Source organism: Streptomyces sp. NPDC048352 (assembly GCF_040651895.1).
In the GTDB taxonomy this organism is placed as follows: Bacteria; Actinomycetota; Actinomycetes; order Streptomycetales; family Streptomycetaceae; genus Streptomyces.
Window position 1 is genome coordinate 1 of the sequence record NZ_JBEZKZ010000065.1, and the last position, 24,164, is coordinate 24,164.

Genomic DNA, 24,164 nt, shown 5'->3' on the forward strand with positions numbered 1-24,164 from the left:
GGGGCTGGATTCGGCTCCGCCCCGCCCCCGCGCCTCAAACGCCGACGGGGCTGGAAGATCCGGCCCCGCCGGTGTTCGAGGCGCGGGGAGGGGCCTGCAGACGGCAGTGGCCCGGCCCCCCCGGAGGGGAAGGGCCGGGCCACCGGTCGGGACGGTTACGCCTTGCGGAGGCGGAACGTCAGGGACAGGGACTCGTCCGTGAAGGGGTCGCCGTACGCCGCGTCGGCCTCGCCGGCCGCGAAGTCCGTCGCCAGGACCTCGTCCGCGATCAGGGCCGCGTGGTCCGTCAGGGCCGTCTCGACCTCCGGTGACGTGGAGGACCAGCGCAGGGCGATGCGGTCCGCGACGTCGAGGCCGGAGTTCTTCCGGGCCTCCTGGATCAGGCGGATCGCGTCACGCGCGAGGCCCGCCAGCCGCAGCTCCGGGGTGATCTCCAGGTCCAGGGCGACCGTCGCACCGGAGTCCGAGGCCACCGACCAGCCCTCGCGCGGGGTCTCCGTGATGATGACCTCCTCCGGGGTGAGGGCGACCGTCTCGCCGTTCACCTCCACGGCGGCCTCGCCCGAGCGCAGCGCCAGCGACAGCGCCGCCGCGTCGGCCGCGGCCACGGCCTTCGCGACGTCCTGCACGCCCTTGCCGAAGCGCTTGCCCAGCGCCCGGAAGTTGGCCTTGGCCGTGGTGTCCACCAGCGACCCGCCGACCTCGGACAGGGAGGCCAGGGAGGAGACGTTCAGCTCCTCCGTGATCTGCGCCTGGAGCTCGGCGGACAGGGCGTCGAAGCCCGCGGCACCGACCAGGGCCCGGGAGAGCGGCTGGCGGGTCTTCACACCCGACTCGGCACGCGTGGCGCGGCCCAGCTCCACGAGGCGGCGGACCAGCAGCATCTGCTGCGAGAGGGTCGCGTCGATCGCCGAGGTGTCGGCCACCGGCCAGGTGGAGAGGTGCACCGACTCCGGCGCGTCCGGGGTGACCGGGACGATCATGTCCTGCCAGACCCGCTCCGTGATGAAGGGGGTCAGGGGGGCCATGAGACGGGTGACCGTCTCCACCACGTCGTGCAGCGTGCGCAGGGCCGCCTTGTCGCCCTGCCAGAACCGGCGGCGCGAGCGGCGCACGTACCAGTTCGACAGGTCGTCCACGAACGCGGACAGCAGCTTGCCGGCGCGCTGGGTGTCGTACGCCTCCATGGCGTCCGTGACCTCGGCCACCAGGGTGTGCAGCTCGGACAGCAGCCAGCGGTCCAGCACCGTGCGGTCCGCCGGCGCCGGGTCGGCGGCGGACGGGGCCCACTGCGACGTACGGGCGTACAGGGCCTGGAAGGCGACCGTGTTCCAGTACGTGAGGAGCGTCTTGCGGACGACCTCCTGGATCGTGCCGTGGCCGACGCGCCGCGCCGCCCACGGGGAACCGCCCGCCGCCATGAACCAGCGGACGGCGTCGGCGCCGTGCTGGTCCATGAGCGGGATCGGCTGGAGGATGTTGCCCAGGTGCTTGGACATCTTGCGGCCGTCCTCGGCGAGGATGTGGCCGAGGCAGACCACGTTCTCGTACGAGGACTTGTCGAAGACGAGCGTGCCGACCGCCATGAGGGTGTAGAACCACCCGCGCGTCTGGTCGATGGCCTCCGAGATGAACTGCGCCGGGTAGCGCTTCTCGAAGATCTCCTTGTTCTTGTACGGGTAGCCCCACTGCGCGAACGGCATCGAGCCCGAGTCGTACCAGGCGTCGATCACCTCGGGCACGCGGACCGCTTCGAGGGAGCAGCCCTCGGCGGTGCAGGTGAAGGTCACGTCGTCGATGTACGGGCGGTGCGGGTCCAGGGCGGAGTGGTCCTGCCCGGACAGCTCGCTCAGCTCGGCGCGGGAGCCGACGCAGGTGAGGTGGTTCTCCTCGCAGCGCCAGATCGGCAGCGGGGTGCCCCAGTAGCGGTTGCGGGAGAGCGCCCAGTCGATGTTGTTGTTCAGCCAGTCGCCGAAGCGGCCCTGCTTGACCGACTCCGGGAACCAGTTGGTCTTCTCGTTCTCCCGCAGCATCGCGTCCTTGACGGCGGTGGTGCGGACGTACCAGGACGGCTGCGCGTAGTAGAGCAGGGCGGTGTGGCAGCGCCAGCAGTGCGGGTAGCTGTGCTCGTAGGCGATGTGCTTGAAGAGCAGGCCGCGCGCGTCGAGGTCGGCGGTCAGGCGCTCGTCGGCCTTCTTGAAGAACACGCCGCCGACCAGCGGGACGTCCTCCTCGAAGGTGCCGTCGGCCCGGACCGGGTTCACGACCGGCATGCCGTACGAGCGGCAGACCGCGAGGTCGTCGGCGCCGAAGGCGGGGGCCTGGTGGACGAGGCCGGTGCCGTCCTCGGTCGTCACGTACTCGGCGTTGACGACGTAGTGGGCCGGCTCCGGGAACTCCACGAGGGCGAACGGGCGCTCGTACGTCCAGCGCTCCATGTCCTTGCCGGTGAAGGTCAGGCCGGTGGCCTCCCAGCCCTCGCCGAGCGCCTTCTCCAGCAGCGGCTGGGCGACGACCAGCTTCTCCTCGCCGTTGGTGGCGACCACGTACGTGACGTCCGGGTGCGCGGCGACCGCCGTGTTGGAGACCAGGGTCCAGGGGGTGGTGGTCCACACGACCAGCGCCGCCTCGCCGGCGAGCGGGCCGGAGGTCAGCGGGAAGCGGACGTAGACGGAGGGGTCGACGACCGTCTCGTAGCCCTGTGCCAGCTCGTGGTCCGAGAGGCCGGTGCCGCAGCGCGGGCACCAGGGGGCCACCCGGTGGTCCTGGGTGAGCAGGCCCTTGTTGAAGATCTCCTTCAGCGACCACCACACGGACTCGACGTACTCGGGGTCCATGGTCCGGTACGCGTCGTCCAGGTCGACCCAGTAGCCCATGCGGGTCGTGAGCTCGGCGAACGCGTCGGTGTGACGGGTCACGGACTCGCGGCACTTGGCGTTGAACTCGGCGATGCCGTACGCCTCGATGTCCTGCTTGCCGCTGAAGCCGAGCTCCTTCTCGACGGCCAGCTCGACGGGCAGGCCGTGGCAGTCCCAGCCGGCCTTGCGGGCCACGTGGTAGCCGCGCATGGTGCGGAAGCGGGGGAAGACGTCCTTGAAGACGCGGGCCTCGATGTGGTGCGCGCCGGGCATGCCGTTCGCGGTGGGCGGGCCCTCGTAGAAGACCCACTCGGGGCGGCCCTCGGACTGCTCGAGCGTCTTGGCGAAGGTCTTGTTCTCGCGCCAGAAGTCGAGGACGGCGTGCTCGAGGGCGGGCAGGTCGACCTGGGCGGGTACCGGGCGGTACTGCGGCGGTGTGGTCATGAGGCTGAACTCTTCCTCCGGCGGTGTGTCACTTCCGTCCGGAGGGACGAGAGCCGTCTGCTGCTCCCGCGGTACCACCCTCCTTGGCCTCCGGACAGGTCCGGCGGCCCCCTCATTGGGGTGCGAAGCCGGTTCTACTCGCCGTACGGGGGTCCGTGCGGGCTTTCTTCCGGCGGCTCCGGGGTGATCCTTCACGTCGCGCTCGCCCCCGGGCTCTCACCGTCCCCGGGTCGCTCCTGGCTGCGTCCGACGCTACTCGTCCCCATCCATGCCTTTCGCTGCGCCCAGTGTACGGGCCGGGGGGCGGGTCGGCAGACCGGTTTTGCGGGGGCCGGGGGCGCGGCGCGGGGCGGGTGGCGGGATGACCCGGATGGGCTGACGGGCCGGTCCGGGCTCCACCGGGGCCGGTGCGGCGGATTACGGGGCCTCCCGCTGGGCACAACGGATGCAGGTTGACCTTGAGGGACGCGTGCCCCGTTGCCGTGGGGTCGGAGGCGATTTATCGTTCCGGCACGATCTGCGAACAAGATCACAGTATGTGAAAAGGGGCCGCGGGCATGGTGGCGAAGAAGACGGTGACACGGGAGGTGGCTGCTGTGCCAGGCTCCACGCCGTCGCCTCCGGCGGCCGCTCCGGCCCGTCCCGGCCGTACGAAACCGGCCCCGGCCAGAACGGCCTCGGCCGGGACCGCCTCGGCGAAGAAGGCTCCGTCCCGCACGACTGCCGCCGACCGGGCTACGGCCGCCAAGGCCCCGGCCAAGCGGGCGTCTCCGGCCAAGGCCGAGGCCGTGAAGGCCACGACCAAACGGGTTCCGGCCGAGGAGGTCGCGGGGAAGAAGGCTTCTGCCGCGAAAGCGGCGGGCAAGGAGCCCGCGGAGAAGAAGGCCTCCGGCACGAAGGCTGCTGCCAAGGCTCCGGCCAAGGGGGCCGGGGTGAGTGCAGCCGGCGGCAAGGAGGCTCCGGCCAAGCGGGCCTCGGCCAAAAAGGCCGCGGCCGAACGGGCTCCGGCCCCGGAAGCGGCGGCGAAGAAGGCCCCGGCCAAGAAGGTCGTGGCCGAGAAGAAGCAAGCGCCGCCTACCAAGGAGGCTGCGGTCAAGAAGACCGCTGCCCAGAAGGCTTCGACCAAGACGGCTCCGGTCGACAAGGCTTCGGCCGAGTCGGCCTTGGCCGACAAGGCCAGCGCGAAGCCGGCCCGGGCCGACAAGGCCATGACCAAGCCGGCGAAGGCCGACAAGGCCACCGCCGTGCCGGCGAAGGCCAAGCAGGCCATCGCCGAGGCGGCTTCGGACAGGCAGGTCACCGGCAAGGCGGCGTCGGCCGAGACGGCTTCGGCCGGGATCGGTGCGGCCCGTACGGCGGTAGCCGAGCGCACGAGCAAGGCCGCGGCCAAATCGGCCGGGTCCGAGGGGGCGGCCCCGGCCGCGCGGAAGACGGGAGCTCGGAAAGTGGTAGCCAAGAAGACTGCGGGTACGGCCAGGAAGACGGCCGGGACCGCCACCAGCGGGCTCCCCAAGGTGAAGGCCGCCCCGGCCGCGGCCGCTCCCGGCGAGCTCGCCGTACGGGCGGGCGAGGACCCCTGGACCCCCGAGGAGGTCGGTGAGGCGCGCGCTGAGCTGGAGAGCGAGGTGCTGCGGCTGCGCGCCGAGCTGGACGCCTCCGAGGTGGCCATCTCCGGCCTGATGCGCGACTCCGGCGACGGCGCCGGCGACGACCAGGCCGACACCGGGACCAAGAACATCACCCGGGAGTCGGAGCTGGCGCTCGCCGCCAACGCCACCTCGATGCTGGAGCAGACCGAGCGGGCCCTGGAGCGGCTGGAGGCGGGCACCTACGGACTCTGCGAGAACTGCGGCCGGCCCATCGGAAAGGCGCGCATGCAGGCCTTCCCGCGGGCGACGCTGTGCGTGGACTGCAAGCAGAAGCAGGAGCGAAGGCACTAGGCAGGACCTACGCGCACTGACGTACTCTCGTGTCTCGTCGGGATCCAGTTACCCGTACCTGGTTCGAGCTAGTTCGAGGGACTCACGTGGCAGAGGCGGAGCGCACCATCGGTATGCCGGAAGTCGGGGACGACGCCGAGCCGCAGTCGGAGCCCGCCGCGCCCCGGGGGCGCCGGCGGATCGCGGCGCTGCTGGTCGTGGCGGTGCTCGCGTACCTGCTCGACCTCGGCAGCAAGATGCTGGTGGTGGCCAAACTGGAACACCAGCCGCCGATCGAGATCATCGGTGACCTGCTGAAGTTCTCCGCCATCCGCAACCCCGGCGCCGCGTTCGGCTTCGGCGAGGCCTTCACGATCATCTTCACCGGCATCGCGGCGACCGTGATCGTGGTGATCGTCCGGCTGGCGCGCAAGCTGTACAGCCTGCCGTGGGCGATCGCCCTCGGCCTGCTGCTGGGCGGTGCGCTGGGCAACCTCACCGACCGGATCTTCCGCTCGCCGGGCGTGTTCCGCGGTGCGGTCGTCGACTTCATCGCGCCGGCCCACTTCGCGGTCTTCAACCTCGCGGACTCGGCGATCGTGTGCGGCGGGATCCTGATCGTCCTGCTGTCGTTCAAGGGGCTGGACCCGGACGGCACCGTCCACAAGGACTGATCGCGGAGCTCGCGCGGGAAAGCTCCGCTGCCGAGTCCTGCATACTCGACAGGTGAGTACGATTCCCGAGATCCGCACCCTGCCCGTTCCCGATGGCCTCGAAGGCGAGCGTGTCGACGCCGCGATCGCCCGTATGTTCGGTTTTTCCCGGACGAAGGCGGCCGAGCTGGCGGCGGAGGGGAAGGTCTCGGTCGACGGCAGTGTCGTCGGCAAGTCCGAGCGCGTCCACGGCGGCGCCTGGCTCGAGGTGGAGATGCCCGCCCCGCCGCGGCCCGTCGAGCTCGTGGCCGAGCCCGTGCCCGGCATGGAGATCGTCCACGACGACGACGACATCGTGGTCGTCATGAAGCCGGTCGGCGTCGCCGCCCACCCCAGCCCCGGCTGGACCGGCACCACCGTGATCGGCGGCCTCGCCGCCGCCGGCTACCGGATCTCGACCTCCGGCGCCTCCGAGCGCCAGGGCGTCGTGCACCGCCTCGACGTCGGCACCTCCGGCCTGATGGCCGTGGCCAAGTCCGAGCGCGCGTACACCTCCCTGAAGAACCAGTTCCGCGAGCGCGTCGTGGACAAGCGCTACCACGCGCTGGTGCAGGGCCACCCGGATCCGATGAGCGGCACGATCGACGCGCCGATCGGGCGCCACCCGAACGCCGACTACAAGTGGGCGGTGACCCAGGACGGCAAGGCCTCCGTCACCCACTACGACCTCATCGAGGCCTTCCGCGCAGCCTCGCTGCTGGACATCAAGCTGGAGACGGGGCGCACGCACCAGATCCGCGTGCACATGTCCGCGCACCGCCACCCCTGTGTCGGCGACCTGACGTACGGGGCGGACCCGACCGTCGCCAAGCGGCTGGGGCTGACCCGGCAGTGGCTGCACGCGGTGCGGCTCGGCTTCGAGCACCCGGCCGACGGCCAGTGGGTGGAGTTCGAGAGCGGCTACCCGGCGGACCTCCAGCACGCCCTGGACGTGATCCGGGCCGAGAGCCAGTGACCTCGCTCCCGCCCGCTCCGGTCTCGGTGAGGGTCGCGGAGTCCGAGGCCGACCGGGCGGCGTGCAACGCTGTGCGGACCGAGGTCTTCGTGGTCGAGCAGTCGGTACCGGAGTCCATCGAGTACGACGCGTACGACGCGGTCGCGGTGCACGTCCTGGCCGCCGGCCCGGACGGCGAGCCGCTGGGCACCGGCCGGCTGCTGCACGGGCCCGAGGCCCTGGGCAAGACGGGCTCCCCGGAGGTCGGCTCCCTGGGCCGGCTGGCCGTACGCAAGTCCGCGCGCGGGCTGGGCGTCGGAGTGGCGCTGGTGCGCGCGATCGAGGCGGAGGCCGGGCGGCTGGGGCTGGCCGCGGTGCACCTCGGGGCGCAGACCCACGCGCTGGGCTTCTACGAGCGGCTGGGGTACGAGGCGTACGGGCCGGAGTTCGAGGACGCCGGCATCCCGCACCGGTCGATGCGGCGCCGGCTGCCGTAGCCGGCACCTTCCCGACCGGGGGCCGGTTCGCGCGGGTGCCGGTCGGTGCGCGTTGTCCCGCCGCGCGGGAGATCCCGCCTCGGCGGCGCGGTTGAGGCGCGGGGGACGGTTGGGGGCGGAGTTCCGGGGAACGGGCGGAGGCAGGGCGGGGAGTGGCTCCGTCCGGCCGCCGCGCGGCGGCGACCGCGCCTGAGGGCGGAGCACCGGCGGATACGGCAGGGTGGGGGAGTGGATCAGCTCGCTCTGCTCTTCGTACTGCTGCTCGGGGCCGTCGTCACCGTACCGCTCGGGGACCGGCTCGGGCTGCCCGCGCCCGTCCTCATGACCATCGGGGGAGTCGTGCTGGCGCTGGTGCCGGCCGTCCCCAACGTCGACATCCCGCCCGAGTACATCCTCCCGCTGGTGCTGCCGCCGCTGCTGTACGCCTCCGCGCAGCGCACCTCCTGGCGGCAGTTCGCCGCGAACGTCCGGCCGATCCTGCTGCTGGCCGTGGCCCTGGTGTTCGTGACGACCGCCGCCGTGGCCGGCGTCGCCTACGCCGTCGTGCCCGGACTGCCGCTGGCCGCCGCCGTCGCGCTCGGCGCGCTGGTCGCGCCGCCGGACCCGGTCGCCGCCACCGCCGTGGCCGGGGCGCTCGGGCTGCCGCGCCGGATGGTGTCGATCCTGGAGGGCGAGGGCCTGTTCAACGACGTCACCGCCATCGTGCTCTACCACGTGGCGGTGGCCGCCGTCGTGAGCGGCACTTTCTCGTGGCCGGACGCGCTCGGGGAGTTCGTCCTGTCCGCCGTGGTGGCGGTCGCCGTCGGGCTGGCGCTGGGCTGGGCCACGAACCGGCTGATGGGCGGGCTCGGGGACGCCACCCTGAAGATCGGCCTGACGCTGCTCGTGCCGTTCGTCGCGTACGTGGCGGCGGAGGAGTTCCAGGGCTCGGGCGTGCTGGCCGTGCTGACGACGGCCCTGTTCCTCGCCGAGTACGCGGGCGACGCCGACGACGTGCTGGGCCGCCTCGCCGGGCACACGTTCTGGGAGATCGTCGACACGCTCGTCACCGGGGTGGCGTTCGGGCTGATCGGGCTGGAGCTGCACAACGTCTTCGGCGTCGCGAAGGGCCGCGAGGGGGACATGGCCGGCTGGGCGGCCGTGGTGGTCGCGGTGGTGGTCGGCGTACGGCTGCTGTGGCTGCTGCCGGCGGGCTGGCTGGCGAAGAAGCTGCACCGGCGCCGCGACTACCAGGAGGAGATCCCGCTGAGCTGGCGGGAGAGCCTGGTGATGTGGTGGGCCGGGATGCGGGGGGTGGCCTCGGTGGCGCTGGCCCTGGCCCTGCCCCTCCGTACGGACGCGGGCGACGCCTTCCCGGCGCGGGACGAGATCATCTTCATCGCGTTCGCGGTGATCATGGCCACCCTGGTGTGCCAGGGCCTGACCCTGCCGTGGCTGGTGCGGCGGCTGGGGGTGGAGCCGGACACGGACGTGGAACGGGAGATCGAGCGGCACCTCGCGCTGCGCGCGGCGAAGGCGGCGAAGCAGCGGCTCAAGGAGATCGAGGACGTCGAGGACCTCCCGGATGACCTGGTCGAGACCCTGCACCGGCGTGCGTACGACGTCGGGGCCAGGATCAGCCCCGATCTGGTGGACGAGGAACGGCGGGAGGCCTACGCGAAGCGGGTCGAGCGGATCCGCGACATCCAGCGCATCCAGCGGGAGATGATGTCCGCCGCCCGGCACGAGGTCCTGGCGGCGCGCAGCGAACCGGGCGCCGACCCGGAGATCGTGGACCGCGTCCTGCGCCACCTGGACGTCCGGAGCCTGCGCAGTCCCTAGGGTGCCTCCCGCGGGATGACCTCGGTGGTCGTGACGCGGGGGAAGGCGTACGGGTGCCGGTCGGAGAGCCAGGTGATCAGCTGCTCGCGGACCGCGCAGCGCACGGTCCACAGGTCGTCGGCGTCCTTCGCGGTGACCACCGCGCGGACCACGATGGTGTTCGGGGTGGTGTCCGTGACGGCGAGGGTGCCGGTGCGGCCGTCCCATTCGGGGATGTCCGGGAGGATCTCCGCCAGCCGGTCGCGCATCAGGGCGACCGGCGCCGAGTGGTCCAGGTGCCAGAAGACCGTGCCGGTCATCTGGGCGCCGCCCCGCGACCAGTTCTCGTACGGCTTGCTGGTGAAGTAGGAGACCGGCATCGTGATCCGGCGCTCGTCCCACGTGCGGACCACCAGGAACGTCAAGGTGATCTCCTCGACCTTCCCCCACTCCTCGTCCACGACCACCGTGTCCCCGATGCGCACGGTGTCCCCGAAGGCGATCTGGAGTCCGGCGAAGAGATTGCCGAGGGAGGACTGCGCGGCGATGCCCGCGACGATCCCGAGGACCCCGGCGGACGCCAGCACCGAGGTGCCGACCGTGCGCATCGCCGGGAAGGTCAGCAGCATCGCGGCGGCGGCGACCACCACGGCCAGGGCGGTGAGCACCCGCTGGATCAGGGTGACCTGGGTGCGCACCCGGCGCACCCGCGCCTCGTCGGGGGAGACGGCGGCGTAGCGGGCGTACGTCGCCTCGACGACCGCCGTCGCGATGCCGACGAGCAGCCAGGCGGTCGAGGCGATCTGGACCAGGGTCAGCACGTGGCCCACGGCGTCCGCGTGGGCGGGGAGGACGCCCGCCGGCCGGTACGCGGCCTGGAGCACGGCGGTGCCGAGGACGAGCCGGAAGGGCAGGCCGCAGCGGCGCAGCAGACCCCACAGCGGGGTTTCGGCGTGCCGGGCGTCGGCCTGGCGCAGCAGCAGGTCCAGCAGCCAGCCGGCGACCAGGGTGAGGACCACCGCGGCGCAGACGACCGTGAGGGGACGCAGGACGCTCTCCATCTCCATGCCGGAGACGGTATCCACGGGGCGCCCCCGGACTCCTGCTTTCCGTACGAATGGCACGATGGAGGGCATGAACATCATGCTCTTCCATTCGACGTACGGGCTGCGGCCCGCGGTGCACGCCGCGGCCGACCGGCTGCGCGCGGCCGGGCACACGGTCCAGGTGCCGGACCTCTTCGAGGGCCGTACGTTCGCGACGTTCGAGGAGGGCTCCGCCCACCAGGAGGAGGTGGGCCGCGACGAGCTGCTGAAGCGGGCGGTGCTGGCCTCGGCGCCCTTCTCCGACCAGGGCCTGGTGTACGCCGGCTTCTCCTTCGGCGGCTCCGTCGCCCAGCACCTGGCGCTGGCCGACGACAAGGCGCGCGGGCTGCTGCTCCTGCACGGCACGGCGGACCTGGAGGAGGACGCGTCGGCGGACGAGCTGCCGGTGCAGCTGCACATCGCGGACCCGGACCCCTACGAGACGCACGACTGGCTGACCGCCTGGTACTTGCGGATGCGGCGGGCCGGGGCGGACGTGGAGGTCCACAGCTACCCGGGCGCGGGGCACCTGTTCACGGACCCGGAGCTGGAGGACTACGACGCCGAGGCCGCCGAGGAGACCTGGAAGGCCGCCCTCGCGTTCCTCGACACGCTGTAGGGGGAAAAGGGCACTGCCCCCCGGCGCCGGGCGCCGGGGGGCAGTGCCTTTGGTGCGGGGAGGGCCGGTGGATCAGCCGCGGTAGGCCGTCCACATGCTCTTCATGCGCGAGACCTGGCCCGCGGAGAACTGGTACATGCAGGAGTCGTACGTGTAGTCCATGAAGTTGTGGATCGGGTCGACGCCGGCCTTGCTGGCGCAGGAGTCGCGGCCGGTCGGGCACTCGAAGGCGGCGCTCTTCTCGGCCGGGGTGTCGGCGACGGAGTCGCCGCTGCCCGTGCAGCCGCCCTGGAAGGTGTGGTAGAGGCCCATCCAGTGGCCGACCTCGTGGGTGGCGGTGTCGCCCTCGTTGTAGTTGGCGGCGGAGCCGCCGGGCAGCGAGGTGTTGAGGAGGACCACGCCGTCCATCTTGGGCTGGGAGGCGTAGGAGCTCGGGAAGGTCGCCCAGCCGAGCAGGCCGCCGCCGAGGTTGGCCGTGTAGATGTTCAGCGCGTTCTTGTCGCCCTTGCGCAGGGCGTTCTTCATGTCCTTCTCGGCCTGGGTGCCGTCGGAGACGTTGTACCAGGCGGCGTTGTCCGTGTAGTCGGTTCCCGCCAGGGTGAACTGGAAGCCGGAGTCGACGTTGCCGGTGCCCTGGCCGCTGTAGGCGGCGTTGAGGACGGCGATCTGGTTGCTGATGTCCGTGGCGGTCAGCTTGCCGGCGGTGCCGGAGGTGATGACGTGGACGTACACCGGAATGTTCGTGGCGGTGGCCGCGGCGCCGACGCCGTAGACCTGCTGCGGGGACAGCCGCATCTGGCCGAGCTTCTTCTGCAGGTCGGCGTCCATGGCCTTGACCTGGGCCTCGGAGACCTCGTTGGGCTCGGCCGCGTGGTTGTCCTTGGGCTTGGCGACGCGGGCGTTGGCCGGGGCGGAGCCCTCGGCGCAGGCCTCCGCGCCGGTCTGCGGGGCGGCCGAGGCGAGGGTGGCCGGGGCGGTCAGGGGCGCGAACGCCAGGGTGGAGGCCAGGACGGCCGTACCCATGAGGCGGCGGCGGAGAAGGGGGGATATGCGGGCGACAGCGCGCACGTTGACTCCTCGGCAAGCGTGGTGGGGGGTGAGGGATTTCCTCACGCTGGCCGGAAGTTTATGTGTGCATGTCATTCAGATGGCAAGTACCCGGAGGTTAAAGATTTGTTGCCTGTGTGCCGGGCGGGGCTCCTGGTCTGCACCAGGAGCCCCTCTTCGCAGCAAATTTGACGGTGTATCAGCGAACCGGCTGGTCGGCCCGCTCCACCCGCTGGGTGCCGTTCAGCGTGCGGTACGAGCGGGCCCAGGAGGCGCTCGCGTCCTGCCGCCGCTTGTCCGAGACCACGTAGTAGTCCATCTGCGAGCGCTCGGCCGTCACGTCCAGCACCCCGTAGCCGTGGGAGTCCATGTCCAGCCACTTCACGTGCCAGTTCGCCGCCTTGACGGCCCCCTCGGCCACGACCGAGAGGGTGTGCGGCGCCACGTGCAGCATGTCGTCGATGTTGTCGGAGGTCACCGAGGTCACGACGAACTCGGTCGCCGCCGTCCCCGAGCCCGGGTACGTCGCCATGTTCACCGGGACGTCGTTCGCCCAGGCCATGTGGATGTCACCGGTCAGGAACACCGTGTTCTTGATGTTCCGGTCCTTCAAGTGCTCCAGGAGCTCCTTGCGATCGTCCGTGTAGCCGTCCCACTGGTCGACGTTGACCGCGATGCCGCCCTCCGGCAGGCCCAGCAGGTGCGCCAGCGGCTTCAGCAGGTGCGCGGGCAGCGAGCCGAAGGCCACCGGCGAGATCATCACCGACGTGCCGACCAGCTTCCAGGTCGCGTTCGAGGCCGCCAGCCCGGACTTGAGCCAGTCCAACTGGGCCCGCCCGGTGATGGTGCGCTCCGGGTCGTCCACCGAGCCGCTGCCGACCTTGGCCTGCTGCGAGCGGAAGGAGCGCAGGTCCAGCAGGTGCAGGTCGGCGAGGGTGCCGAACTGCAGCCGGCGGTAGACGGTACCCGCTATGGAGGGGCGTACGGGCATCCACTCGAAGTACGCCTGCTTGGCGGCGGCCGCGCGGGCCGCCCAGTCGCCCTCGGTGCCCGGGGTGTGGTTCCCGGCCCCGTCGGACCAGGAGTTGTCGGCGAACTCGTGGTCGTCCCAGATGGCGACGACCGGGTGGGCCGCGTGCAGGGCCTGGAGGTCGGCGTCCGTCTTGTACGTGCCGTGCCGGGTGCGGTAGTCGGAGAGCGAGACGATCTCGTTCTTCGGCTCGTGCTGGCGTACGACGTACTTCGCCTCGGGGTAACCGCCGGTCTGGTACTCGTAGATGTAGTCGCCCAGGTGCAGGACCGCGTGCAGGTCCGTGCGGGCGGCCAGGTGCCGGTACGCGGAGAAGTAGCCGGACTCCCAGTTGGCGCAGGAGACCACGCCGAAGCGGATGCCGGGCGTGGTCGTGCCGGCCGCCGGTGCGGTCAGGGTGCGCCCGGCGGGGGAGACGGTGGAGCCGGCGGTGAACCGGTACCAGTACGGGGTCTGCGGCCGCAGGCCGCGCACGTCCGCCTTGACGGTGTGGTCGGAGGCGGCGGTCGCGGTGACGGAGCCGCTCGCGACGACGCGGGAGAAGGCCTTGTCCTCGGCCACCTCCCACCCCACGGCGGTGGCCGGGCCCAGGCCGGAGCCGGGGACCGCGTCCGGGGTCGGGGTGACGCGGGTCCAGAGCAGGATCCCGTCGGGCAGCGGGTCGCCCGAGGCGACGCCGTGGAGGAAGGCGGGCGCGGCCCCCGCCGCGTGGGCCGCCGGGGCACCGAGGGTGGCGATCGGCGCGAGTGCGGCCGTGGCCGCGGCGGCCAGGACGACCGTACGGCGGCGCGGGTGCGAAGGGGTGAGATGACTGGTCACGACCGATCATATTACTGATCGGTATGCCGCAGGGAACAGATACGGAACGACAACGGGCGGGCGAACTCCGGGAGTTCGCCCGCCCGTTTGGCGCGGTGGTCCGCCGGTATGCCCGGATCATCCGGCCCCGGCCCGGACCTGTCGGCCCGTCAGCCGGCGAGGGCCTTGTCGATGGCCGCCGTGAACGCCTCCGGCGTCGCGGGGGTCTCGATCTTCTTGCCGTCCATCTTCAGCGTCGGGGTGCCCGTCACCCCGGAGCTGTTGAACGCCTTCGACATGTCCATCGCCCACCGGTCGTACGTACCGTCCTCGACGGCCTTCTTGAACTCGGCGTTCCCCTTCAGCGCCGGGACGGTGTCCGCGACCTTCAGCAGGTAGTCGTCCTTGGCGAAGCTGTCGACGCTCTCGTCGGGGTGCAGCGCCTTCGAGTAGAGCGCGCCCTTGTAGTCGAGGAAGGCCTGCGGGCTCACGTTCAGCGCCGCGCCCAGCGCGCTCAGGGCGTTCTTCGAACCCTCGCCCTTGGCGCCGTTGTCGATGAAGGTCGCGCCGAAGTACCGGAGCTTGAACTTGCCCGCCTCCACGTCCTTCTTGACCTGCTCGCCGACCGACTGCTCGAAGGCGGCGCAGGCCGGGCAGCGCGAGTCCTCGTACAGCTCCAGGGTCTTCTTCGCCTCGGGCTTGCCGATGACCACGGTGAGGCCGTCCTCGCCCTCGGTGTTCTTCGGCTTGACGAGCGCGGCCTTGGCGGCCTTGTCCCAGTAGCCGGGCTCGTTGAACTGGACGACCGCGTAGCCGACCCCGCCGGCCAGCGCCAGGGCGGCGACGACCCCGCCGGCCACGATCAGCTGGCGGCGGGCCTTGTCCTTCTTCGCCTGCCGTTCGCGCTCGACGCGCAGCCGCTCGCGGGCGGCTGCCTTGTTCTGCTGGCTGTTGCGTGCACTCATGATGATCTCCGTGGGACGGTGAAGGGCTGGGGGGACTGCCGTACGTGCTCAGGCGCTCGCGAGCACCACACGTACGGGAGGCCCCCGCCGGCCCACGGAGTGCGCGGGGAAGCGGGTACGGGCCACCGCCCCGGGGAACACCGGCCGCGGCGTCCGCCCGGCCCGTGCGGGTACGGCCCCGGCCGGGGCCGCCGCCAGCCGCAGCGGCCGGAACGCGAAGGCGGCCACCGCCCGCAGCAGCCGGACCAGGGCCCGCTCGCCGTGCCGCAGCCACGCGGCGGCCGTCAGCCCGACGGCGACGTGCGCGCCCAGCAGCAGCCAGGGCGTCCACGGCCCGGGCGCGGCCAGCAGCGCCGCCGGATCCCCGGAGGGCCCGGCCACCTCGGTCAGCCGGCCGCCCAGCGGGGCCCCGCCGCACAGCTCGTCCAGGCCCATCGCGTGCAGCGGCCCGGAGACCGGCCCGCCCGCCGGGCCGTAGCAGACGCGCTGCCCGGCGGTGAAGACGGTGTCGGCCGCCAGCTCCAGCGGCACCAGCAGCCCGGCGATCGGGCCGAAGCCGCGCTCGCGGCGGCCGGCCAGCGCGAAGGCGATCAGGAAGACCCCCGCGAAGGCCCCGGCGACCAGGGCGGGCGGCAGCGGGACCCGGGACATGAGCACGTGGGAGCCGGCCGAGAGCACCACCACGAGCGCGCTGAACAGCGCGGCCCGCAGCCCCCGGATCCTCACCCCTGATATGTCCATCGTCGCGAGTTTGCCATGACTTCCTGTGGGAGAGGGGCCCGGGTGCCGGGCCCGGCACCCGCCGCCCCTCCCGCCCCGGGGCCTACGCCGTGATCCGGCCGTTGCGGAAGAGGTCCACGAAGATCTGGTGGTCGGCGCGGGCCCGGGCCCCGTAGGCGTGGGCGAAGTCGACCAGCAGCTCGGGGAAGCCCGCCTCGTCCGCGGCGATCACCGCGTCGATGGCCCGCTCCGTGGAGAAGGGCACCAGGGACTGCCCGCTCTCCGCCTCGTCGGCCGAGGCGTGCATCGTGGCCGTGGCGCGGCCCAGGTCCGCGACCACCGCCGCGATCTCCTGCGGGTCGTCCAGGTCCGACCAGTCCAGGTCCACCGCGTACGGGGAGACCTCCGCGACCAGCTGCCCGGTGCCGTCCAGCTCCGTCCAGCCCAGCCACGGGTCGGCGTGCGCCTGGAGGGCGCGCTGGGAGATCACCGTCCGGTGGCCCTCGTGCTGGAAGTACTCCCGTACCGCCCGGTCGGTGATGTGCCGGGACACGGCCGGGGTCTGCGCCTGCTTGAGGTAGATCACGACGTCGTTCTCCAGGGCGTCGCTGTGCCCCTCCAGCAGGATGTTGTACGAGGGCAGGCCCGCCGAGCCGATGCCCACGCCCCGGCGGCCCACCACGTCCTTGACGCGGTAGGAGTCAGGGCGGACCAGGGACTCCTCCGGCAGGGTCTCCAGGTACCCGTCGAAGGCGGCCAGCACCTTGTACCGGGTGGCCGCGTCCAGCTCGATCGCCCCGCCGTCCGAGGTGAAGCGGCGCTCGTGGTCGCGGATCTCCGTCATCGAGTCCAGCAGGGAGAAGCGGGTGCGCGAGCGGGCCGCGCGCAGGGCGCCCAGGAGGGCGCCGTCGGCGGTGTCCAGGGTGAAGGAGGGCACCTCCTCGTCCTTGGCGCCCGCCGCGAGCCGGTGGATGCGCTCCCGGTAGGCAGCCGCGTAGGTCCGTACGAGCGTGCTGATCTGCTCGTCGCTGAGCGCCTTGGTGTAGCCGATCAGGGCGACGGAGGCAGCGAAGCGCTTGAGGTCCCAGGTGAAGGGGCCGACGTAGGCCTCGTCGAAGTCGTTCACGTTGAACACGAGCCGGCCGTTGGCGTCCATGTAGGTGCCGAAGTTCTCGGCGTGCAGGTCGCCGTGGATCCACACCCGGCCGGTGCGCTCGTCCAGGTAGGGGCCGCCGTGGCGGTCGTGCTCCAGGTCGGCGTAGAAGAGGCAGGCCGTACCCCGGTAGAAGGCGAAGGCCGAAGCCGCCATCTTCCGGAACTTGACCTGGAAGGCAGCGGGGTCGGCTGCGAGCAGCCGGCCGAATGCGGTGTCGAACACATCGAGTATCTGCTCGGCGCGCTGCTCGTCGGTGGTCTCGGTGACCGCCATGGCGGATGCCTCCTGGTGCAAGGGGTGGTACGGCTACTGACCGACTGGACGCCGGACCGGTCTTCCTGGTTCTGCAACGGTCGACCGTACCGGTCGGTGCCCCCGGAGTGTCACTCGCGGGACGTAGGATTCGTAGCTGCCGCCCCTCTCTCCTCAGGAGGCCCCCACCGTGTCCAAGACGCCGTTCACGCACCTGCACGTCCACACCCAGTACTCGCTGCTGGACGGTGCCGCGCGGCTGAAGGACATGTTCGCTGCCTGCAATGAGATGGGCATGACGCACATCGCCATGTCCGACCACGGCAACCTGCACGGGGCGTACGACTTCTTCCACAGCGCTCAGAAGGCCGGGATCACCCCGATCATCGGCATCGAGGCCTACGTCGCCCCCGAGTCCCGGCGCAACAAGCGACGCATCCAGTGGGGCCAGCCCCACCAGAAGCGGGACGACGTCTCCGGCTCCGGCGGCTACACCCACAAGACGATCTGGGCGGCGAACGCAACCGGCCTGCACAACCTCTTCCGGCTGTCCTCCGACGCGTACAAGGAGGGCTGGCTCACGAAGTGGCCGCGCATGGACAAGGAGACCATCTCCAAGTGGTCGGAGGGCCTGATCGCCTCCACCGGCTGCCCCTCCGGCGAGCTCCAGACCCGGCTGCGCCTCGGCCAGTTCGACGAGGCCCTCAAGGCCGCCTCCGAGTACCAGGACATCTTCGGCAGGGACCGCTACTTCCTGGAGCTGATGGACCACGGCATCGAGATCGAGCGCCGGGTCCGTGACGGGCTGCTGGAGATCGGCAAGAAGCTCGGCATCCCGCCGCTGGTCACGAACGACTCGCACTACACCTACGCGCACGAGGCCGGGGCCCACGACGCCCTGCTGTGCATCCAGACCGGCAAGAACCTCTCGGACCCGGACCGCTTCCGCTTCGACGGCACCGGCTACTACCTGAAGTCCACGGAGGAGATGTACGCCATCGACTCCTCGGACGCCTGGCAGGAGGGCTGCGCCAACACCCGGCTGGTCGCGGACCAGATCGACACCGAGGGCATGTTCAAGTTCCGGAACCTGATGCCGAAGTTCGACATCCCGGACGGCCACACCGAGGTCAGCTGGTTCCGCGAGGAGACCATGCGCGGCATGCACCGCCGCTACCCGGGGGGCATTCCGGAAGACCGGATGAAGCAGGCCGAGTACGAGATGGACACGATCATCTCGATGGGCTTCCCCGGCTACTTCCTCGTGGTCGCCGACTTCATCATGTGGGCCAAGAACCAGGGCATCGCGGTGGGCCCGGGCCGAGGCTCCGCGGCCGGCTCGATCGTCGCCTACGCCATGGGCATCACCGACCTCGACCCGCTCACCCACGGCCTGATCTTCGAGCGGTTCCTGAACCCCGAGCGCGTCTCCATGCCCGATGTCGACATCGACTTCGACGAGCGCAGGCGCGTCGAGGTGATCCGGTACGTGACCGAGAAGTACGGCGAGGACAAAGTCGCCATGATCGGCACCTACGGCACCATCAAGGCCAAGAACGCGATCAAGGACTCCGCGCGCGTCCTCGGCTACCCGTACGCCATGGGCGACCGGCTCACCAAGGCCATGCCCGCCGACGTCCTCGGCAAGGGCATCCCGCTCTCCGGCATCCTCGACCCCTCGCACCCCCGCTACAGCGAGGCCGGCGAGATCCGCTCGATGTACGAGAACGAGCCGGACGTGAAGAAGGTCATCGACACCGCCCGCGGTGTCGAGGGCCTGGTCCGCCAGATGGGCGTGCACGCCGCCGGCGTGATCATGTCCAGCGAGACGATCACCGACCACGTGCCCGTCTGGGTGCGGCACACCGACGGCGTCACCATCACCCAGTGGGACTACCCGAGCTGCGAGTCGCTCGGCCTGCTGAAGATGGACTTCCTCGGCCTGCGCAACCTCACGATCATGGACGACGCCGTCAAGATGGTGAAGGCCAACAAGGGGATCGACATCGATCTCCTGGCCCTGCCGCTCGACGACCCCAAGACCTTCGAGCTGCTCGGCCGCGGCGACACCCTCGGCGTCTTCCAGTTCGACGGCGGGCCCATGCGCTCCCTGCTGCGCCTGATGAAGCCCGACAACTTCGAAGACATCTCCGCCGTGTCGGCCCTGTACCGCCCGGGCCCAATGGGCATGAACTCCCACACGAACTACGCGCTGCGCAAGAACAAGCAGCAGGAGATCACCCCGATCCACCCGGAGCTGGAAGAGCCGCTCCGGGAGGTCCTGGACGTCACCTACGGCCTGATCGTCTACCAGGAGCAGGTGCAGAAGGCCGCGCAGATCATCGCCGGCTACTCGCTCGGCGAGGCCGACATCCTGCGCCGCGTCATGGGCAAGAAGAAGCCCGAGGAGCTGGCCAAGAACTTCACGATCTTCCAGGAGGGCGCCCGGAAGAACGGCTACTCCGACGAGGCCATCCAGAAGCTCTGGGACGTCCTGGTCCCCTTCGCCGGCTACGCCTTCAACAAGGCCCACTCGGCCGCGTACGGACTCGTCTCCTACTGGACCGCCTACCTCAAGGCGAACTACCCGGCCGAGTACATGGCCGGCCTGCTCACCTCGGTCAAGGACGACAAGGACAAGTCCGCGATCTACCTCAACGAGTGCCGGCGCATGGGCATCAAGGTGCTCCCGCCGAACGTGAACGAGTCGGAGTCCAACTTCGCCGCCCAGGGCGACGACGTGATCCTCTTCGGCCTGACCGCCGTCCGCAACGTCGGCCAGAACGTCGTCGACTCGATCATCAAGACCAGGAAGGCCAAGGGGAAGTACTCCTCCTTCCCCGACTTCCTGGACAAGGTCGAGGCCGTGGTCTGCAACAAGCGCACCATCGAGTCGCTGATCAAGGCCGGCGCCTACGACGAGATGGGCCACACCCGCAAGGGCCTGGTCGCCCACCACGAGTCGATGATCGACAACGTGGTCGCGGTCAAGCGCAAGGAGGCCGAAGGACAGTTCGACCTCTTCGGCGGAATGGGTGACGAGGACGGCGGCGACGAGCCCGGCTTCGGCCTCGACGTGGAGTTCTCCGACGTCGAGTGGGAGAAGTCCTACCTGCTCGCCCAGGAGCGCGAGATGCTCGGCCTCTACGTCTCCGACCACCCCCTCTTCGGCCTGGAGCACGTCCTGTCCGACAAGACGGACGCCGGCATCTCCCAGCTGACGGGCGGCGAGCACTCCGACGGCGCCGTCGTCACCATCGGCGGCATCATCTCCGGCCTCCAGCGCAAGATGACCAAGCAGGGCAACGCCTGGGCGATCGCCACCGTCGAGGACCTCGCCGGCTCCATCGAGTGCATGTTCTTCCCCGCGACCTACCAGCTCGTCTCCACCCAGCTGGTCGAGGACACCGTCGTCTTCGTCAAGGGCCGCCTCGACAAGCGCGAGGACGTGCCCCGGCTGGTCGCGATGGAGATGATGGTCCCCGACCTCTCCTCGGCCGGCACCAACGCCCCCGTGGTCCTCACCATCCCCACCGTCAAGGTCACCCCGCCGATGGTGACCCGTCTGGGCGAGATCCTGCGCCACCACAAGGGCAACACCGAGGTGCGGATCAAGCTCCAGGGGCCGCGCACCACCACCGTGCTGCGCCTCGACCGGCACCGGGTCCAGCCCGACCCCGCCCTCTTCGGTGACCTCAAGGTGCTGCTCGGCCCCTCCTGCCTGGCCGGCTAGCGGTACGGGGCGCGCACGCGCGTACGGGAGGGCCCGTCCGGCGACGCTGCCGGACGGGCCCTCCCGTCGCCCCGCGGGGGTCAGTTGTGGCCGAAGCGCTTCTGCTTGCTCTTGTGGGCCATGTCCAGCGGGCTCGGCGACTGCGAGGAGCGCTCTTCGGGCGAGGCCTGCGTCGAACTCCGCTCCTGGGCGGAGGAACGTTCCTGCTGCTTCGACGGCTGCTTCTGGTTCTTGTTCTTGGCCATGGGATGCCTCCGTGGGGGTAGTAGGGGCCAGGGCCGCCTTCACACTCACACACCCCCTCAAACCACGCATTTTGGATCATTACTTCGGGTGGCGGCCGCTCCTTCCACCGCCCCCCGGGAGATACGCCACGCCGATGATCGAGTTCCGGCCGTCAACACCCTTGCGGTCGGGCAGACTCGGGGAAAACCTGTCGAGGACCCCCACGGAAGAGGGTGGAACGCGTGGACCGCTGCGTCGTCCTGGTGGACGCCGGATACCTGCTGGGCGCCGCCGCGAGCCTCCTCGCCGGGGAACCCTCCCGCTCCCGCATCACCGTCGACCACTCCGCCCTGATCCAGGGCCTGCGCGAGCGCGCCGAGGCCGACACGCAGCAGCCCCTGCTGCGGATCTACTGGTTCGACGGCGCCCCCGACCGGGTGCCCCAGCCCGAGCACCGGCGGCTGCGCGTCATGTCCCGCGTGACCGTCCGGCTCGGCGCCCTGACCCGCAGCGACGGACGCTGGGCGCAGAAGGGCGTGGACGCCGCCATGCACGCCGAGCTCACCGAACTCGCCCGCAACCGGGCCTGCTCCGACGTGGTCCTCGTCACCGGCGACGGCGACCTCCTGCCCGGCCTCATGTCCGCGAAGGAACACGGGGTCGCCGTCCACCTGTGGGCCGTACAGGCCGCCGACGGCGACTACAACCAGTCCGAGGACCTCGTCGCCGAGGCCGACGAACGCCGCGTGCTCGACCGCGCCTGGATCACCCGGGCCGTCCGCGCCCGCGACCTCGCCGGCCTCTGCGCCCCGCCGCCCGCCCCGCGCCCCGAGATCGCCGCGATCCTCTCCGCCCCCCTGCCCGAGGCGGCCCTCGCCGAGGCCGCCCGCAACGGCACCCCGGCCACCCCCGGGAGCCGCCCGAACGGAGCACCCGTACCGGCGCCCGCCAACGAAGGGGCCAAGCCCGTCCCGACCCCGAAGGACCTCGCCGCGCTGCGCGCACCCGCCCAGGCCCCCGCCGCCGCACCGGCCGGCCAGGGCGCCGCGAGCCCGGCCGGCAGCGCCCTGCGCTGGTCCTCCGACAAGGGCTGGATCGACCGCGCCGGACCGCTCGGCGAACCGGCCGAGACCGCCTCCCTGCCCACCCTCGCCCAGCTCACCAGCGCCGAGCAGCGCTGGGCCGACCGCGAGGAGGACATCACCACCGTCGGCGGCGACCCCTTCGAGGTCGGCCAGGTCTTCGCCCGGCGCTGGATGGAACGCCTCCCCGAAGCCGCCCACCTGCAGAAGCTGGCCACCATGTACCCGCGCGTCCCGCACCGGATCGACGGGGAGCTGCTGCGCTACGCCGCCCGGTTCGGGCTCCTCGCCCACAAGGACGACCAGATCGACGAGCACGACCGCTACGCCATCCGCGCCGGTTTCTGGCGGGAGATCGACGTCCGTGCCGCCGCCGAGCACGTGGGCGGGCCGCCGGCCGCCCTCCCCGGGGCGCCGGTGACCCCGGCGGCCGAGTAGGGCCGGAAGCCGCGTAGGCTGCTCCCTCGTGAGTACGGGCACAGCGCAGGCAGGACCAACCCCGGCGGCGGCCGCCGGAGCCGCTTCGGACGTGGTCTGCGCGGTGCGTGACCTGGTCAAGACCTACCCGGCCGTACGCGGCCGGCGCGGGGCCCCGGCCATGCCCGAGACCCGGGCCAACGACGGGATCTCCCTGGAGGTCCGGCGCGGCGAGGTGTTCGGCCTGCTCGGCCCCAACGGCGCCGGCAAGTCCACCCTGGTCCGCCAGCTCACCGGGCTGCTGCGGCCCGACTCCGGCTCGGTGGCCCTGCTCGGCCACGACCTCGTACGCCACCCCGAGCGGGCCTCGCGGCTGCTCGCCTACCTCGGGCAGGAGTCCACCGCCCTCGACGAACTCACCGTCGCCCTGGCCGCCGAGACCACCGGCCGGCTGCGCGGGCTCGGTGTGCGCGAGGCGCGGGCCGCCCGGGACGACGTACTGGAGGAGCTCGGGCTGACGGCCATCGCGGGGCGCCCCCTGAAGAAGCTCTCCGGCGGACAGCGGCGGCTCGCCTGCTTCGCCACGGCGCTCGTGGGGGAGCGGCCGGTGCTGGTCCTGGACGAGCCGACGACCGGCATGGACCCGGTGGCGCGCCGGGCCGTCTGGGCGGCCGTGGACCGCCGGCGGCTGCGGCACGGGGCCACGGTCGTGCTCGTCACCCACAACGTCATCGAGGCCGAGACCGTCCTCGACCGGGTCGCCGTCGTCGACCAGGGCAGGATCATCGCCTGCGACACCCCGGCCGGGCTCAAGGCCGCCGTCTCCGACGAGGTCCGCCTCGAGCTGGTCTGGCGCACCGCCGCGCCGCTGGAGGTGCCCGAGGTCGCCGCGCTCGCCCCGCTGGCCGCCGAGTCCGGCCGTCGCTGGACGCTGCGGCTGGGACAGGACCAGGCCCGCGCCGCCGTCGCCGCGGTGACCGGCGGGCCGGCCTTCGCCGCCCTCGACGATTTCACGTTGGCCACGCCGAGCCTGGAGGACGTGTACCTCGCGCTCGGCGGCCGTATGAAGGGTCTGGTCAAGTCGTGACCACCGCTGTAGGCGTCCTGGCTCCCAGGGCGCGGCTGTTCCCGGCGCTCGCCGCCGTCTACCGGGCCCAGCTGTCCCGGGCGCGCGTCGCCCGGATACCGCTGCTGTTCGTGGCCACCTTCCAGTCCGTCGGGATCATGGTCCTGATGCGCGGCGTGGTGGACGGCGGCTCCGAGGCCCGGGCCGTCGTCGCCGGCTCGTCCGTCCTGGTCGTCGCCTTCGTCGCGCTGAACCTGCTCGCGCAGTACTTCGGCCAGCTGCGGGCCGGCGGCGGCCTCGACCACTACGCCACCCTGCCGGTGCCGCCGGCCTCGGTGGTGCTGGGCGCGGCCGCCGCGTACGCCTCCTTCACGCTGCCGGGGACGCTGGTGACGGCCGTCTTCGGCTGCGTGCTGTTCGGGCTGCCGATGGGCGGGCTGTGGATTCTCGCCGCCGTCGTGCCGCTGGCCGGGGCGGCGCTCGCCGGGCTGGGCGCCGCGCTGGGGCTGCTCGCGCCGCGCCAGGAGCTGGCCACGCTGGCCGGGCAGCTGGGCATGTCGGCGGCACTGCTGCTGGGCGTGCTGCCGGCGGAGCGGATGCCGGACGTCATCGTGTGGGCGCGGGACCTGCTGCCGTCCACGTACGGGGTCGAGGCCTTCGCGGAGACCTTCGCCCCGCACCCCGACTGGGCGGCGGTCGTCCTCGACCTGGGTGTGTGCGGGGCCGTCGGGGTGCTGTCGCTGGCCGTCGCCACCTGGGCGTACCGGCGGGCGGCGGTCCGCTGACACCGCCGCCGGTCGTACC

18 protein-coding genes are annotated in these 24,164 nt (G+C 71.7%); 10 read left to right on the forward strand and 8 right to left on the reverse strand.

Translation table 11 applies throughout. From position 1 onward, the window contains the following. Positions 1-155: 155 nt before the first annotated feature. Positions 156-3,302, reverse strand: coding sequence for an isoleucine--tRNA ligase (gene ileS, locus AB0D45_RS26665; RefSeq protein ID WP_362463518.1), 3,147 nt, complete (start codon positions 3,300-3,302; stop codon positions 156-158). A 596-nt stretch (positions 3,303-3,898) separates the two neighbouring features. On the opposite strand from ileS, the gene AB0D45_RS26670 reads away from it, so the two are divergent. From AB0D45_RS26670 to AB0D45_RS26690, 5 genes are all read left to right on the forward strand, one after another. Continuing rightward, positions 3,899-5,242, forward strand: coding sequence for a TraR/DksA C4-type zinc finger protein (locus tag AB0D45_RS26670; protein ID WP_362463521.1), 1,344 nt, complete (start codon positions 3,899-3,901; stop codon positions 5,240-5,242). Between the two features lie 86 nt (positions 5,243-5,328). Further along, entirely contained in the window at positions 5,329-5,895 is a 567-nt protein-coding gene (gene lspA / locus AB0D45_RS26675; protein ID WP_362463524.1) for a signal peptidase II, read from the forward strand. Positions 5,896-5,947: 52 nt separating this feature from the next. After that, positions 5,948-6,889, forward strand: coding sequence for an RluA family pseudouridine synthase (locus tag AB0D45_RS26680; RefSeq protein WP_362463527.1), 942 nt, complete (start codon positions 5,948-5,950; stop codon positions 6,887-6,889). Further along, the gene (locus AB0D45_RS26685; RefSeq protein WP_362463530.1) at positions 6,886-7,365 is read left to right on the forward strand and encodes a GNAT family N-acetyltransferase; all 480 of its coding nucleotides are present in this window, start codon (positions 6,886-6,888) and stop codon (positions 7,363-7,365) included. The genes AB0D45_RS26680 and AB0D45_RS26685 overlap by 4 nt, the downstream gene beginning before the upstream one ends. A 228-nt stretch (positions 7,366-7,593) precedes the next feature. After that, positions 7,594-9,186, forward strand: a complete 1,593-nt coding sequence (locus tag AB0D45_RS26690; protein ID WP_362463533.1) for a Na+/H+ antiporter — start codon at positions 7,594-7,596, stop codon at positions 9,184-9,186. Here the strand turns inward: AB0D45_RS26690 and AB0D45_RS26695 are convergent. Beyond that, the gene (locus tag AB0D45_RS26695) at positions 9,183-10,226 is read right to left on the reverse strand and encodes a mechanosensitive ion channel domain-containing protein (protein WP_362463589.1); all 1,044 of its coding nucleotides are present in this window, start codon (positions 10,224-10,226) and stop codon (positions 9,183-9,185) included. The two genes, AB0D45_RS26690 and AB0D45_RS26695, sit on opposite strands and share 4 nt — an antisense overlap. Before the next feature lie 64 nt (positions 10,227-10,290). On the opposite strand from AB0D45_RS26695, the gene AB0D45_RS26700 reads away from it, so the two are divergent. Further along, positions 10,291-10,869 carry a dienelactone hydrolase family protein gene (locus AB0D45_RS26700; protein WP_361600159.1) on the forward strand — a complete coding sequence of 193 codons (579 nt, stop codon included), beginning with the start codon at positions 10,291-10,293 and terminating at the stop codon, positions 10,867-10,869. A 72-nt stretch (positions 10,870-10,941) separates the two neighbouring features. Here the strand turns inward: AB0D45_RS26700 and AB0D45_RS26705 are convergent, their stop codons facing one another. From AB0D45_RS26705 to AB0D45_RS26725, 5 genes are all read right to left on the reverse strand, one after another. After that, on the reverse strand, positions 10,942-11,892 hold the full coding sequence (locus tag AB0D45_RS26705; RefSeq protein WP_361600186.1) for a zinc metalloprotease: 951 nt from the start codon (positions 11,890-11,892) through the stop codon (positions 10,942-10,944). A gap of 223 nt (positions 11,893-12,115) precedes the next feature. Next, positions 12,116-13,765: an alkaline phosphatase D family protein gene (locus AB0D45_RS26710; protein WP_362463536.1), complete on the reverse strand. Its 1,650-nt coding sequence runs from the start codon at positions 13,763-13,765 to the stop codon at positions 12,116-12,118. A gap of 149 nt (positions 13,766-13,914) precedes the next feature. Then, positions 13,915-14,709: a DsbA family protein gene (locus tag AB0D45_RS26715; RefSeq protein WP_361600153.1), complete on the reverse strand. Its 795-nt coding sequence runs from the start codon at positions 14,707-14,709 to the stop codon at positions 13,915-13,917. A 48-nt stretch (positions 14,710-14,757) separates the two neighbouring features. Continuing rightward, positions 14,758-15,450 (reverse strand): hypothetical protein, encoded by a 693-nt coding sequence (locus AB0D45_RS26720; protein ID WP_362463539.1) that lies wholly within the window; start codon positions 15,448-15,450, stop codon positions 14,758-14,760. 82 nt (positions 15,451-15,532) lie between these two features. Further along, on the reverse strand, positions 15,533-16,858 hold the full coding sequence (locus AB0D45_RS26725; protein ID WP_362463542.1) for a DUF2252 domain-containing protein: 1,326 nt from the start codon (positions 16,856-16,858) through the stop codon (positions 15,533-15,535). Between the two features lie 169 nt (positions 16,859-17,027). Here AB0D45_RS26725 and dnaE point away from each other — a divergent pair, with 169 nt between their 5' ends. After that, complete coding sequence (gene dnaE / locus AB0D45_RS26730; protein ID WP_362463545.1) at positions 17,028-20,570, forward strand: DNA polymerase III subunit alpha; 3,543 nt, start codon at positions 17,028-17,030, stop codon at positions 20,568-20,570. A gap of 80 nt (positions 20,571-20,650) precedes the next feature. Here dnaE and AB0D45_RS26735 read toward each other — a convergent pair whose 3' ends face one another. After that, on the reverse strand, positions 20,651-20,815 hold the full coding sequence (locus tag AB0D45_RS26735) for a hypothetical protein (RefSeq protein WP_361600141.1): 165 nt from the start codon (positions 20,813-20,815) through the stop codon (positions 20,651-20,653). Between the two features lie 213 nt (positions 20,816-21,028). On the opposite strand from AB0D45_RS26735, the gene AB0D45_RS26740 reads away from it, so the two are divergent. The 3 genes from AB0D45_RS26740 to AB0D45_RS26750 are packed head-to-tail and all read left to right on the forward strand — an operon-like array spanning position 21,029 to position 24,145. Further along, positions 21,029-22,315 (forward strand): NYN domain-containing protein, encoded by a 1,287-nt coding sequence (locus AB0D45_RS26740; RefSeq protein WP_362463548.1) that lies wholly within the window; start codon positions 21,029-21,031, stop codon positions 22,313-22,315. Positions 22,316-22,343: 28 nt separating this feature from the next. Continuing rightward, positions 22,344-23,381, forward strand: coding sequence for an ABC transporter ATP-binding protein (locus AB0D45_RS26745; RefSeq protein ID WP_362463551.1), 1,038 nt, complete (start codon positions 22,344-22,346; stop codon positions 23,379-23,381). Further along, on the forward strand, positions 23,378-24,145 hold the full coding sequence (locus AB0D45_RS26750; protein WP_361600134.1) for an ABC transporter permease: 768 nt from the start codon (positions 23,378-23,380) through the stop codon (positions 24,143-24,145). Before AB0D45_RS26745 ends, AB0D45_RS26750 begins: the two co-directional genes overlap by 4 nt. The last annotated feature ends 19 nt before the right edge of the window (positions 24,146-24,164 follow it).